15 protein-coding genes and 2 pseudogenes are annotated in these 13,155 nt (G+C 57.3%); 6 read left to right on the forward strand and 11 right to left on the reverse strand.

Translation table 11 applies throughout. The features are described 5' to 3' along the window. Position 1: 1 nt before the first annotated feature. The 6 genes and pseudogenes from NL116_RS02245 to NL116_RS02270 form a co-directional block, all read right to left on the reverse strand. Positions 2–562, reverse strand: a complete 561-nt coding sequence (locus tag NL116_RS02245) for a recombinase family protein (protein WP_494375844.1) — start codon at positions 560–562, stop codon at positions 2–4. Positions 563–818: 256 nt separating this feature from the next. After that, positions 819–3,185: a T6SS phospholipase effector Tle1-like catalytic domain-containing protein gene (locus NL116_RS02250; protein ID WP_494375845.1), complete on the reverse strand. Its 2,367-nt coding sequence runs from the start codon at positions 3,183–3,185 to the stop codon at positions 819–821. Beyond that, a complete protein-coding gene (gene tli1a, locus NL116_RS02255) occupies positions 3,173–3,694 on the reverse strand; it encodes a Tli1a family immunity protein (RefSeq protein WP_494375846.1) in 522 nt (173 codons plus the stop codon). Before tli1a ends, NL116_RS02250 begins: the two co-directional genes overlap by 13 nt. Positions 3,695–3,783: 89 nt before the next feature. Beyond that, a pseudogene (gene tla1 / locus NL116_RS02260) lies at positions 3,784–4,557 on the reverse strand (toxin Tle1 chaperone Tla1). Between the two features lie 308 nt (positions 4,558–4,865). Continuing rightward, a pseudogene (locus NL116_RS02265) lies at positions 4,866–5,060 on the reverse strand (magnesium chelatase domain-containing protein); the annotation flags it as partial. A gap of 148 nt (positions 5,061–5,208) precedes the next feature. Then, complete coding sequence (locus tag NL116_RS02270; protein WP_494375847.1) at positions 5,209–5,406, reverse strand: hypothetical protein; 198 nt, start codon at positions 5,404–5,406, stop codon at positions 5,209–5,211. A 243-nt stretch (positions 5,407–5,649) separates the two neighbouring features. Here NL116_RS02270 and NL116_RS02275 point away from each other — a divergent pair, with 243 nt between their 5' ends. Both NL116_RS02275 and NL116_RS02280 read left to right on the forward strand, forming a co-directional pair. Next, positions 5,650–5,928 carry a type II toxin-antitoxin system RelE/ParE family toxin gene (locus NL116_RS02275; RefSeq protein ID WP_080932510.1) on the forward strand — a complete coding sequence of 93 codons (279 nt, stop codon included), beginning with the start codon at positions 5,650–5,652 and terminating at the stop codon, positions 5,926–5,928. 8 nt (positions 5,929–5,936) lie between these two features. Further along, on the forward strand, positions 5,937–6,242 hold the full coding sequence (locus NL116_RS02280; RefSeq protein WP_046045076.1) for a HigA family addiction module antitoxin: 306 nt from the start codon (positions 5,937–5,939) through the stop codon (positions 6,240–6,242). A 50-nt stretch (positions 6,243–6,292) separates the two neighbouring features. On the opposite strand, the gene NL116_RS02285 is transcribed toward NL116_RS02280, so the two are convergent. Together NL116_RS02285 and NL116_RS02290 are read right to left on the reverse strand one after the other, a co-directional pair. Beyond that, positions 6,293–6,820, reverse strand: coding sequence for a BRO-N domain-containing protein (locus tag NL116_RS02285; protein ID WP_494375848.1), 528 nt, complete (start codon positions 6,818–6,820; stop codon positions 6,293–6,295). Positions 6,821–7,235: 415 nt separating this feature from the next. Further along, positions 7,236–7,496: an accessory factor UbiK family protein gene (locus NL116_RS02290; protein WP_046032213.1), complete on the reverse strand. Its 261-nt coding sequence runs from the start codon at positions 7,494–7,496 to the stop codon at positions 7,236–7,238. 419 nt (positions 7,497–7,915) lie between these two features. On the opposite strand from NL116_RS02290, the gene glnK reads away from it, so the two are divergent. The 4 genes from glnK to sutA all read left to right on the forward strand — a co-directional run bounded on the left by glnK (position 7,916) and on the right by sutA (position 10,697). Beyond that, on the forward strand, positions 7,916–8,254 hold the full coding sequence (glnK, locus tag NL116_RS02295) for a P-II family nitrogen regulator (protein WP_002555808.1): 339 nt from the start codon (positions 7,916–7,918) through the stop codon (positions 8,252–8,254). A 37-nt stretch (positions 8,255–8,291) separates the two neighbouring features. Beyond that, positions 8,292–9,629 carry an ammonium transporter gene (locus NL116_RS02300; RefSeq protein WP_494375849.1) on the forward strand — a complete coding sequence of 446 codons (1,338 nt, stop codon included), beginning with the start codon at positions 8,292–8,294 and terminating at the stop codon, positions 9,627–9,629. A 215-nt stretch (positions 9,630–9,844) separates the two neighbouring features. After that, complete coding sequence (locus tag NL116_RS02305) at positions 9,845–10,270, forward strand: secondary thiamine-phosphate synthase enzyme YjbQ (RefSeq protein WP_452628623.1); 426 nt, start codon at positions 9,845–9,847, stop codon at positions 10,268–10,270. 103 nt (positions 10,271–10,373) lie between these two features. Continuing rightward, on the forward strand, positions 10,374–10,697 hold the full coding sequence (gene sutA / locus NL116_RS02310; RefSeq protein WP_008050867.1) for a dormancy-specific transcriptional regulator SutA: 324 nt from the start codon (positions 10,374–10,376) through the stop codon (positions 10,695–10,697). A gap of 123 nt (positions 10,698–10,820) precedes the next feature. On the opposite strand, the gene NL116_RS02315 is transcribed toward sutA, so the two are convergent. From NL116_RS02315 to NL116_RS02325, 3 genes are read right to left on the reverse strand one after another with little or no spacing between them, the layout of a single operon-like run. Continuing rightward, a complete protein-coding gene (locus NL116_RS02315; protein ID WP_494375850.1) occupies positions 10,821–11,531 on the reverse strand; it encodes an HAD family hydrolase in 711 nt (236 codons plus the stop codon). After that, a complete protein-coding gene (gene xerC / locus NL116_RS02320; RefSeq protein ID WP_493144600.1) occupies positions 11,528–12,427 on the reverse strand; it encodes a tyrosine recombinase XerC in 900 nt (299 codons plus the stop codon). Before xerC ends, NL116_RS02315 begins: the two co-directional genes overlap by 4 nt. Before the next feature lie 2 nt (positions 12,428–12,429). Next, positions 12,430–13,155, reverse strand: coding sequence for a DUF484 family protein (locus NL116_RS02325; RefSeq protein WP_494375851.1), 726 nt, complete (start codon positions 13,153–13,155; stop codon positions 12,430–12,432).

Genomic DNA, 13,155 nt, shown 5'->3' on the forward strand with positions numbered 1-13,155 from the left:
ATCAGTCATCCGTGCGTAGGTACTGGTAGAGGGTTTCCCTACTTATATCGAACTCACGGGCTAACTGGGCTTTCGGTTCGCCGGCAGCGGCTCGTTGCCGGACTGCGACGGTCTGTTCATAGGACAGGGCTTTCTTGCGGCCCCGGTAAGCGCCACGTTGCTTGGCCAGGGCGATGCCCTCGCGCTGTCGCTCACTAATGAGCGCTCGCTCGAACTCGGCGAAGGCCCCCATGACCGACAACATCAGGTTGGCCAAAGGGGAGTCATCACCGGTGAATACCAAGCCTTCCTTCAGGAACTCAATACGCACGCCGCGCTTGGTCAGCTTTTGCACCAGACGCCGCAGGTCATCAAGGTTGCGCGCCAAGCGATCCATACTGTGCACCACAACGGTGTCACCCTCGCGAACGAAGCCGAGCATGGCCTCCAGTTGAGGCCGCTGGGTGTCCTTGCCAGAGGCCTTGTCGGTGAACAGTTTGTGCACCTCGGTCTGTTCCAGTTGTCGTTCCGGATTTTGATCGTAGCTGCTGACTCGGACGTAACCGATGCGCTGTCCTTGCAAAGCTGACTCCAAAGGTAGATTTGTCAGGCTGAAATCTATGACCTTGGCGAACAAGTGTCAATAAAATGAAAATATGACCCTACTCTGACGTGCAAGTTTAATTCAGCCTGACATCAGGTTAGGGTATACCTCAACTAGACGCTCCTGGCGGTCTACGATCCATTGCTTCGTCAACGCCAAGGCTGCTAAGCAATGAAACAGCAGACACTCATAAAACCTATGAGAGGTGCGCGCCAAGCACCTGCGACTAGAGTCGTTACACGGTTGCGCTCTGCACGGCCCCATCCAGCTCAAACAAACTGCCAGCCTTGCGCAACATGGCTGTGGTTTGTTCCATACGTTGTGCAAAATCATCCTGTTCAATCTGTTGCTTCAGTTGCACCACTACCTGACCCACATGGCGGGTCGGTTGCAGGATCTGTTCGGCACCCGGCAAGAACGGCAAGACCGCGCCACTGGCCTTATCGACCACCTGATAGCCAATAGTGGCCGCGCCAATGCCCGCGACAAGTCCGCCCACCCCACCCAAAGCTCTACCGCGTTTGATGCCATACACCGTGCCCCCGGCGAGCATCGCTACGCCCAATACGCGACCGGCCACGACGACCGGCGACAAGTCACGGCTGCTGTCGTTGCCAAAATAGGTCATGCGGTAAAAGAAATAACCGGCCCACAGTTCTCGTGACTTCAACTTGTCGTGCATGAACCAGGCCCGTGAGTCATGAATCTGGTCATCAAACAACGCCACCAGCAGGGCCATGTCGGTCTCCGTACTGGCTGTGCCATGCGCGTCGCGAAACAGTTGTTGACGGCGCTGATCACCCGCCGCCTTCAGCGTGGCATGATCCTTGGCCTCATCATTTTCGTTGAGCAGGTAGACCGTATCGCGCAACACCACATCGAGCACCTCACCCCACGCACTGGTCTGCTCTCGTTTATGGTCGGTGTAGTCGGATTTGAATTCCTCCGCGGCCTGTTTAAGTTGGGTTTTGTCAATTTGTGGTTCATAGATCGGTGAGCCGGGATAGTTCATGGCCGCTTCACGATTCTTCACACGGTTCTTCACCGCCTCCTGTTGCTTCGACTCATAAGCCTTTCGCTGTTTGCTCTCGTCATCGGATGCGACTTCGTTGGCCCCGATGAAGTAGGGCTGACGCTTGTAAATGTCGTTATTACCCTCGCGATCATTGACGTAACGACCAATGCGCCAACCGGTGATCCAGCCCAGTTGCTCGGCCAGAGTGTCTTCTACCGTGGTGTTCAGTTGCAGCGGCTTATACGCTGTGGTTGGAGCGTGCTCGTCTGCCGCCGCACCCGGTAGGGTTTTGCGGCGCCAGGCGTTGAAACGCTCAATCAGTTGAGGACTAATATCGAACTCAGTGTTGGTTGCCTCAGACAGCTTTCGCCACCACTTCTCCAAGTTATTAAAGGTGTCCGGTAGTACCTCCTCTGGCACTTGCAAGGGCGCGCCCGCGGCAAAAGCGGCGGCATACAAATCATGTAGGACAATCTGCGACACCAGTTCATGAGTGCCTTCACGGGCCTTGCCCTGATCATTTTGCGGATAGCCACCGCCGACATCGGAGTGCACGCCGGGGTACACCACTTCCTGAGCATTGCCCGGATAGTGACCGTCCTCGTTACGGATCGAGTCCAACGGGAAGCACGAGCGCTGCTCAAAGGCCGCGACAAAGTGCTGGCACTGCTTGACGAATCCAGGAAAGCGCTGCGCATCCGGCAGCAGTTGGCTGTCATCGGCCCAGTCCATATGCCCGGCAAAAAACGGCGTGACATGGGCAATACCCACCGAGGCCACGGTGTCCAGCACCCCGAGAAATTCGACGCTGACCGGCAAGCCCAGCAGTTCTTGTATTGGCAGTTCAGCCCCTTCTGGGGTATCGAATAACTGACTCAACCAGGTAACAAAAGTGCGTGCCTCTGCCGCTCCCCGAGAGAAGCCATATACGTACAGTTTGACCGCCAACACTTTCGGCTGGGCCTTGTCTTTACGGGCCTGCAAGGGGGCCAGCAGTTCTTTCATGATTCGCCGTCGATTGCCTTCGCCCAGGGCACTCATCATCGGTGCCTTCCAGGTGCTCATGGCCTCGACGGCTTTGCTCCGTCGTTCCAGGGGCAAGCGCGCTTTCAGCAGCGCCATGTGCAAGGCATCGGCCAACGAAACCAACGCCCAGTTGATCCGGTCTTCGCCGCCGGTGGCATATTTGAGCCCGTCTTCGGTGTAATCCAGTTCGCCGATTTCTGGGAAAGGCGTGCCGACACCGGGCATGTAGTATGAATAATACCCCTGCTCTATCGCGTCCTTGCCTTGTAGCGAGGCATGGAACAGCTTGGCGATATTCGTGGGGTGGCCGTTCTGGGTGTCGTTCCTCTCGTTGTTGTTGGTGCCATCGAAAAACAGGCTGATATGCAGGCTATGGCAACAGGCCATAATCTGTGTACGCCGTCCTTGTTCGTCGCGTTGCTGCTGAAAGCGTTTTTGCTCGGCAATTTGCTTGTTGTAGTTATCGGTCACCTCGATATAGGTCGTCGGTAACCGTCCGCCGGCGGGAAACGTCGGAGGCCCCCAGGCTTTGGCGTTTGAGTGGTTGTTCACTTCGGGCATACGGCTGGCTCCGGCATTTGCGACGGTTCATTGATCGGGTAATTGGGATGGTCGAACGCAAGACATGCCGTGGTCACCTTGACCCGATTACAGGTCAAGAAATGAACCTGTAGGTCACACGACTCCGTTCCAGGCCACTCCGGAATCTCCACGGTGGTGCTGTAGTGCTGGTAGTTGGCTGCGTGCTTGGCTTGTGCAACTCGATAGCCGTCAGTTCCTAAGGGTGGCCACTTTGAGTACGCAAACGGCTCTGGATCGACCTCCCATTCGACGTGGGCTTGTAAGCCAGGGCGCCATTTAGTCGGCATCATGATGCAACAGACGCTACCGCCGCCGCCGTGAGCCCGGTAGCCATTGACGGACATCCAGTTAATGTTATGCACGGTGTGATTAACGGCCTGCAGGTTGCCTCCGGCCATTTCGTTGTCTGCCGACGAGCAGCCGAACAAGGTGAGTCCCAACAAGATAAACAAACCTTGTTGCACAGTTTTTCTCAGTACCAATTGCATGACAGGCAACTCCCTTGCTGAGGTTTTCTCCGCAAAAAACTTCTCGCTATTAGTGTCTCCAAGACACGTTTGAACCGGCGTGCGCATGACTATCCAAGTACAACGGGTGCACCCGATTTGCGTTTCACATACTCGGCCAGTTCACCGAAATGGTTTTCCTCGCTGGCCTGGACGGCAAGTGAATAGAGCAAGGCGAAACGCCGCTCTGGACTCTCGTCGAGGAATTCAAAGTTTTTTCCATGTAACAGTTGCTGGGCCTCGCTGATACAGCCGAGCCGGTCAAATTGCTGATCGTCCAGTTCCCTCAAGGGGTGGACATCGATGTCGCCCTGATGAGGCTGACCAGTACCCGGCAGCCATTGCGGCTGGTTATCCCGATCAAGCCAGCCCCAATAAGTAGCGACTTGCAGAAACTCGGCGCGCTGGGCATCGGATAGGATCGAAGACATCAACAACGGAAAGATGCGTGAATCGTAATAACGCAACAGGCCGGTTTGCCCACCCCAAGTCATCTGCGACAGGGCTTGCAGGGCTCCACTCAAGACCTAGAAGGGCAATGGCGAGATCAGCACCATCATACGGCCACCCGTGGCATGTTCCAACAATTGGTCCAGCCACGCTTTATGTTGCCACTGGCGCAAATCCAGGCGCATCAACAGTGGCGCCTGATCCAACAGGTTTTCCTCTGGCGTACCGGTGAACAATGAGAACCATGGCGCTTCTGGCCGCAACACCTGCAAGGCAGGTACCGCACGGTGTTCCCATCCGGCCTGGTCGAGCAGTAGGTCAACCTGTTGCGCTCCAACGTTGGCACACGCCTGTTCGATCTGTTTCTGCCATAGCCTGGATGTTGTCATTTCCATTTTTCCCCGATTAATTGTTCACGGTTAATCTCAGTCAAAAGCCTCCAACTTCGCTGGGCCTACTCCTGATAATGAACAAGACTAACTGCCGTTCGTCGGGGCTAAAATGGCGGCCTATCGCCACCAACCTTTGGCCTAGATTAAATCGGTGATGGTAGTAAGCAACGCGGAGATTCGCCGTAGAGAGCCTCCGTTCTATCAGTAGAGACGCTTAGCGTACGATTTTTTCCGAATTCTGCGGGCTCCCCTATGAATGAGTAGGACGCCGCACCCTGCTCAAATTTCGAAATTTATTCTTGACTACATTTGATACGCCGCGCCGGGAATTGCAGGCCTGAATTGATGATCGCGCTGCGTACCCGGTCCTTGCTTTCCTTCACGGCGGCTTCGGGCAAACCGACCATGGTCAGCGAAGGTAAACCGTTGGCGAGGTGGACTTCGACGGTAACGGCGGGCGCATCCACACCAATCTGGGCGCGGCTGTGGACGATGGAGAGAGACATGGTCGTTCCTTGAGCTGAAGAGCACCGCTTCCTGCGGTTTTTTTAAGGTTAGTCGGGCGGTGGTGATTTGGCCTGGCTTCGGATGCACCGAAATTTTCGCAGGATGTTGCCAATGTTGGTGCGCTAATTCGTTTAGAAAAAATGCCAGTCAGGCGGTTATTTTTGGAGGGCCTAAACGGAGTCTTGCACCTGCAAGCCAGCCGTTTGGCTCGAGCTCTTTGCCGTGAGCCGCAGCCACCTCAAAAAAGCGGCTTTGATTGACTATTGCTTTTCCGGCTAATCGGCGTGCCTCGGCATGAAACTCAACGATCTGCAGCAGTTTTTCTTGACGGCTTTTTATTTTCACAGTGACCTCCATTCGATTTGTGAACTGTTTTTTTTCATCTTAAGAGGTGAACACGGTTTGGAAGCAATGAGAAATGCCGCTTGTTTTTGTAGGAGTCGGCTACATTTCGAAGGCCATCTGAAGGACGCACGTAGTCCTTTTCCTAAAGTTTTGAAAACAAGGCCAGGGCTCAAAAAAGCGCGTTTGCATTTTTGAGGTCAGGTTATACACTCAAGGTTAATGCATAACGTTAAGCTTTAAATTATGATCGTTAGCTTTAAGTGTTCTGAGACCGAGTACCTGTTTCGCAACGGTAAGACCCGTATGTGGTCAGCCATTCTGAGTGTCGTGGAACGAAAGCTGACGATGCTTGATGCTGCTGCCGTTCTGATTGACCTTCGATCACCACCGGGTAATCGCCTGGAGGCGTTGGAGGGGGATCGAAGAGGTCAACACAGCATCCGCATCAACGCCCAATGGCGAATTTGTTTTGTTTGGGGTCCTAACGGACCAGAGAACGTCGAAATCGTCGATTATCACTGAGGTGAGTAATGACTAAGAATGGTATGCGCCCGGTGCACCCTGGCGAGATCCTCAAAGAGGAATACCTGGAGCCTCTGAGCCTTACGGCTGCTGCTCTGGCCAGAGCGTTGCGCGTTTCGACCCCAACGGTGAACGACATCGTGCTTCAGCGTCGAGGCGTCAGTGCTGATATGGCTCTCAGGCTTTCTATTTGTCTGGATACGACCCCTGAGTTTTGGCTGAACCTGCAATCGACTTACGATTTGCGTAAAGCCGAGATTGAACGAGGGGCTGCGATCCGGGATCAGGTTGAGCGTCTTTCGCACTGCGCCTGATCCTCTGCTCCTGATCGAACCCCACGATACAAACGTGGGGTTTTTTTCGTTCAGATTGCCAGGAGTATTCGGGAGGCTCGCTTCCACCACGGTGCATTCGCCGCGCGCTGTGGCCGTTCACCCTTTGCCAGCATATGCGGAACATCCTGCAACCGAATCCACGGCTGGTTATTCCAGTGCAGCAAACTCAATGACATCTCCGGCCACTTCAACAGGCTCAAAATCGGACGTTCGTTTCTGCTCGGTTGCTGCGCATCCCTGAGGGCAGGAACCACGTCGTGGGTCAGCCATTCGCGCAGGGCTCGGTATTCGGGGCAGTAGTGGTAGACCAATAGGGCATACACGCCGGATTCGCTGATCAGCAGGGTGTCTTCGATGACGCCGTGAATGAGGATTTGCGCGGACTGGTGTTGGTCGGGGTCGAGTTTTCGGACGGCGCGTTCGTCGAGGAAAAGACGGAGCAGTCTGCCGAGGTCGCGGGCACTGAACCAGGGCTGGTTTTTCAGGAGGAGGGCGTGGAGGTTGAGTTTGTGGCGGGTGAAGACGTGGGGAATTAGATAAACGTCATTGCTATTCATTGATACAACTCCTTTTGCTAAAGGGGCTGCCGTCAATCGTCGCCAAACGATTGGGTGGCAGCTGTACGCGGGTTGGCGAACCGGAGCAAAAGGAACCCGGCAGACCCGAGGGTCTCCCACGCACAACCGCCATGACTCGATGGGGCGGAAGTAAATCCGCCATCGGATGTCGTAGTACGCCTTAAGCTTCCGGGTCGCCAAACCCAGTGCTGAACATTCAGCATTGGGTGAGCTTAGGAACTGGAGCTTTGCAGCGCTATCGGACGGCGGATGAGATCGTTGTAGGACTCTGCCTTGAATCAGCGCTGAATCCGGAATGGCTGGAAGGTCGTTCCGACCTTATCGCGAGCAAGCTCGCTCCCACAGTGGATTGGGTTCCCACAGTGGATCGGGTTTCACCGTGGGATCGGCGGTTTTACTCAGCCGGCGGATTCAGCTTCGCTTCCAGCTCCGCCACCTTGGCCTCAAGACTTTCCAGTCGTGCCCGGGTGCGTGCGAGGACAACCATCTGGCTATCAAACTCTTCCCGGCTCACCAGATCCAGTTTGCTGAAACCACTCTGCAGCAACGCCTTGAACTGGCTTTCGATTTCGCTTTTCGGCAGCGGGGTTTCGCCGCTGAAGAGGCGGGAGGCGGTGCCGGTCAGGGCGTCGAGGAAGTCTTTGGGCGCGAGCATGGGAAAGGTCCTGGAAACGATGGCGGGCAGTGTATCACGCAGTGTCTATAGTCAATTCCGACGTGTAGCCGGCGCACGCTTTTCGCGCATGCGGACGGACGGCAGCGCACTGTTTCTGTGCGTTAGTTCGCGGGTAATCACGGGCGGCGGCGTGCTGCATTGGCCAAGGGACTGAATTCAGTGGATTTTGGCGAGATGGCAAGCTTTCTGCTTAGTGACTGACAACCCATGCACTGATGCAGTCGCTGTGACGAATGCAGTGCGCCAGACGAAACGGGGAAGTGTTTCGTACGGGGTGGTCAGCTGGGGTCGGACGGGCATTCAAGGCCGACGATGCGTTACAAAGCCAGGCACTGCGCTTAGACTTGAGTCGGGTTTGTTTTCCTGGGGCAAGTCCACCAATTCGGGAGAGAGTTTTCATGAAGCTAGTCACTGCCATCATCAAGCCGTTCAAACTGGACGACGTGCGCGAGTCGCTGTCCGAGATCGGCGTGCAGGGCATTACCGTTACTGAAGTCAAAGGCTTCGGTCGGCAGAAGGGTCACACCGAGCTGTATCGCGGCGCGGAATACGTGGTCGATTTTCTGCCCAAGGTGAAGATCGATGTCGCCATTGACGACAAGGATCTGGACCGGGTTATCGAGGCGATAACCAAGGCAGCCAACACCGGCAAGATCGGTGACGGCAAGATCTTCGTGGTCAATCTGGAACAGGCGATTCGCATCCGTACCGGCGAAACCGATACTGACGCGATTTAAACGCCGCCACAAACCCAACGCCCCAGGAGAAAACAATATGACTCTGCGTAAATTCGCAGGGCTAGGAGCCCTGTTGTCCCTCGTAATGCCCGGCCTGGCCTTGGCGGCAGACGAGGTGGCGGCCCCAGTCCTTAATTCCGGCGACACCGCCTGGATGATGACCTCGACAGCCCTCGTGCTGTTCATGACCATTCCCGGCCTCGCGCTGTTCTACGGCGGCATGGTTCGGTCCAAAAATATTCTTTCCGTGATGATGCAGTGCTTCGCCATTACCGGTCTGATCAGCGTCCTGTGGGTCATTTATGGCTATAGCGTCGCGTTCGACACCACCGGCATGGAGCAGGGCGTCGTCAACTTCAACTCGTTCTTCGGCGGCATGGGCAAGGCGTTTCTCGCCGGCATCACGCCAGCCAGCCTGACGGGTCCTGCGGCGCTGTTCCCTGAGGCGGTGTTCGTCACCTTCCAGATGACCTTCGCCATCATCACCCCGGCGTTGATCGTCGGTGCCTTCGCCGAGCGGATGAAGTTCTCCGCCATGCTGATCTTCATGGGCGTGTGGTTCACCCTGGTTTACGCACCGATTGCGCACATGGTCTGGTCCGGTAACGGCGGCCTGTTGTGGGACTGGGGCGTGCTCGACTTCGCTGGCGGCACCGTGGTGCACATCAACGCCGGTGTGGCCGGTTTGATTGCCTGCCTGGTACTGGGCAAGCGCAAAGGCTTCCCGACCACCCCGATGGCCCCGCACAACCTCGGTTACACCCTGATGGGCGCCGCGATGTTGTGGGTCGGCTGGTTCGGCTTCAACGCCGGTTCCGCTGCGGCAGCCAACGGCACCGCCGGCATGGCGATGCTCGTCACTCAGATCGCAACTGCCGCTGCTGCACTGGGCTGGATGTTCGCCGAGTGGATCACTCACGGCAAACCAAGTGCACTGGGTATTGCTTCGGGTGTGGTCGCCGGTCTGGTCGCCATTACCCCAGCCGCGGGCACTGTGGGCCCGATGGGCGCTCTGGTGATCGGCCTGGCAGCGGGCGTGGTGTGCTTCTTCTGCGCCACCACCCTGAAACGCAAACTCGGTTATGACGATTCCCTGGATGCTTTCGGTGTGCACGGTATCGGCGGTATCCTCGGCGCGATCCTGACCGGTGTGTTCGCTGCACCGTCGCTGGGTGGCTTCGGCACCGTCACCGACATCGCCGCACAAGTCTGGATTCAGTGCAAAGGTGTGGGCTTCACGGTGATCTACACCGCGATCGTCACCTTCATCATTCTCAAGGTCCTGGACGCTGTCATGGGCCTGCGTATCACGGAAGAAGAAGAGGCGGTCGGCATCGATCTGGCCCTCCATAACGAACGCGGCTACAACTTGTAAGACGCGCATAAAAAACTTGCCCGGCTTGCCGGGCATTTTTTTTTGTCTGGCGTTTGTCAGTGAAGGACCTGCTGAAAGGTTTTTTCGTACACGTTGAGGGGCGTTTACGACGGGCGTTTTTCTGCGGCCAATGGCTTACATGATTGAAGGAATATTAGGGCCTTTGTTTTTTCCCAGAGCGCGCTAGAATGCGCCCCGAACGTGCGGAGAACTGTATGTGGCAACAGACTCTGATTACCCTGCGGGCACGGCCCCGGGGCTTTCATCTGGTAACGGACGAGTTACTCGCCGGCCTGCCTGAACTCAAGGCGTGTCGGGTCGGTCTGTTGCATTTGTGGCTGCAGCATACCTCGGCGTCGTTGACCATCAACGAGAACGCCGATCCGGCGGTACGTCGCGACTTCGAACGATTTTTCAATCGTCTGATCCCACAAGGAACAGACGGCTATGAGCATAACGACGAAGGCCTGGACGACCTCCCGGCGCACTTCAAGGCCAGCGTGCTTGGCTGTCAGCTCAGTTTGCCGATCTCGGCAGGCCGACTGGCGCTGGGGACCTGGCAAGGTGTTTATCTGGGCGAGCACCGTGATTTTGGCGGTGCCCGTAAAGTCCTCGCCACCCTGCACGGTGAAGAGGCATGAACCGCTGGTCACCAACGGTTATTGAATTTTTCCGGCAACTGTCGACAGACGGTAAAGCTGGGCTATAACTAATCTGCTTTTCGCAAGAGTCATGAGGTAGAACATGAGCGACGATGATCTGGAAAACGACGACCTCGAAGTAGGCGACGACGACGAAACCGAAGAAGGTCTGGAAGCAGCGGCCGAAGACGTCGCTGAAGACGACGGTGGCGACGCGCCCGTTCCGACCGCCAAAGGCAAAGCCAAGGCCGCGGTATCGGTCGATGAGCTGCCGAGTGTCGAAGCCAAGAACAAGGAGCGCGATGCTCTCGCGCGGGCCATGGAAGAGTTTTTGGCCAAGGGCGGCAAGGTGCAGGAAGTGGAGGCCAACGTGGTCGCCGACCCTCCCAAGAAGCCTGATAACAAGTACGGCAGCCGGCCTATCTAAGCGTCTGCCCTTGCTTGCTGAAAAAGCCCGCCGTCGCTGCGGGCTTTTTCATGGGCGGTCCAAAAGCTGTGGGCCTGCGACGATCCTCTGTAGGAGTGAGCCTGCAAGGGAACGTTGGTGATCTCAGGATGGGTGCCGGGAATTCCACAGGGCTAGCAACGCCGGCAATTCGGTCAAACTGCGAATCTCGGCATCTGGAGCCTTCTGCGCTTCCCAGGCTTTGCCTTGCGGGTTAAACCAGATCGCCCGCAGCCCAGCCTGCTGTGCCCCGGCAATGTCATCACCCGGATGATCGCCGATGTGGACGGCCGTTTCAGGCGTTGCCCCACCCCGCTGCAACGCCTCATGAAACAAACGCGCATCCGGTTTGGCGATGCCGATGTCTTCGGCGCACAGGGCAAACGTGAAGTAGTCCGCCAGCCCTAAGCGACGTACGTCGGCATTGCCGTTGGTGACCACGCCGAGGGCGTAGTGCTTGGCCAGTGTTTCCAGGGTCGGCTCGACGTCGGGAAACACGTCGATTTGATGCCGCGCATGCAAAAATACTTCAAAGCTTTTGTCGGCGAGATCGTTAGCCTGGTCATGGTCGTAACCGGCCTCTTCCAGTGCATGGAACAACACGCGGCGACGCAATGCGCTGATGCGATGTTTGAGACCCGGTTCGCGACTGAGGATCCGCTCCCGAATCGCCCACAAATGTTCCACCGGCACTGCCCCAAGGTTCGACGCATGCTCGGTCAGCCATTCACGCAGAACTGCTTCGGCGCTGAGGATCACCGGGGCGGTGTCCCACAGAGTGTCGTCGAGGTCGAAGGTGATCAATTGGATGGTCATGAGTCATCGCCCTTAATGCGTTTGGCCCGTGGATGGGCGCTGTCGTAAACCGTGGCCAGGTGCTGGAAGTCCAGGTGGGTGTAGATCTGGGTGGTCTTGATGTCCGAGTGGCCGAGCAACTCCTGCACCGCACGCAGGTCCTGCGAGGACTCGAGCAAGTGGCTGGCAAAGGAGTGCCGCAACATGTGCGGGTGCAGGTTTTGCCCCAACTCACGCGCGCCGGCAGCCTTGACCCGCACCTGAATCGCCCGAGGCCCGAGGCGCCGGCCTTGCTGGCTGACGAATACGGCGTCGTCCGCCGGGTTGGTCATGGCCCGCAACGGCAGCCACAGCTCCAACGCTTCGCGGGCTTTCTTGCCGACTGGCAACAGACGGGTTTTGCTGCCCTTGCCCAGCACTTGAACCATGCCATCGGCCAGGTCCAGCTGATCCAGATTGAGCCCGGTCAGTTCTGAAAGGCGCAATCCCGAGGAGTAGAACAGTTCCAGAATCGCCTGATCCCGCCGCGCCAGGAAATCATCTTCCACTGCGCCTTCCAGCAGTTGCAGCGCGCGGTCGGTGTCGAGGGTTTTCGGCAAGCGGCGTTCACCCTTGGGTGGCGCGAGGCCGTTGGCGGGGTCGTGGTCGCACAGGCCTTCGCGATTCAGGTAGTGATAGAGCCCGCGAACGGCTGATAACAGTCTCGCGAGACTGCGGGAGGATTGACCCTGTGAATGCAGGCGGGCGATCAGGCTGCGCAGGCGCTGGATATCCAGCGCGGCCCAGCTGCCAATGTTCTGTTTGACGCAGAAGCCCAGCACCTTATCGAGGTCGCGGCGATAGGCGTACAGCGTATGAGGCGACACCTGTCGCTCACTGCGCAGGTGTTCGCAGTAAGCGTCCAGTTGCCGTTCCATGCTCAGCGGACCGAGCGCAGGGAGCTGTTGACCCGTGGCAGCACGCGGCCCATGACTTCGGCGATGTAACTCAAAAACAGGGTGCCGACCGAGCTTTTGTAGTGCTGCGGATCACGGCTGGCGATGGCCAGGATGCCGTGAATGCCTTGATGGCTGATCGCGACGACGGCGGTAGAGCCGATCTGCTTGCGCTGTTCTTCGCCGAACAGGAAGTCCAGTTCGTGTTCTCGCAGGCTGCCGCTGACGCTTTTGTCTTCCGAGAGCAAGCCGCCGATGGCGGTTTGCGCCTCGGCGTGAGTCACCCAGCGACCCACCGGCATCGGGTTGTCGCCCAGCAGGATCAAGCTGACAAAAGGCACCTGGAAATCCTGGCGCAAGCTGTCTTCGACGCTGATCACCACGTCTTCCAGGCTGGTGGCGTCCATCAGCGCGAGAATCAGGCGGCGGGTCTTGTCGAAGAGGCGGTCGTTGTCGCGGGCCACGTCCATCAAGTGCGACAGGCGGTGACGCAGCTCGATATTGCGGTCGCGCAGGAGGGTCATCTGCCGTTCGACCAGCGAGATGGTGTCGCCGCGACGGTGCGGAATGCGCATGGCCGGAAGCAGTTCTTCGTGCTCGATGAAGAAATCCGGATGAGCCTCCAGGTACGCGGCAATCGCCGCCGCCTCAAGGCTTTCGGAAGGGGATTCGTCGGGCTGCAGGGCGGGAGCCTGGGGCTTGTCGGTCAT

This window comes from Pseudomonas sp. FBCC-B1667, from assembly GCF_059133255.1.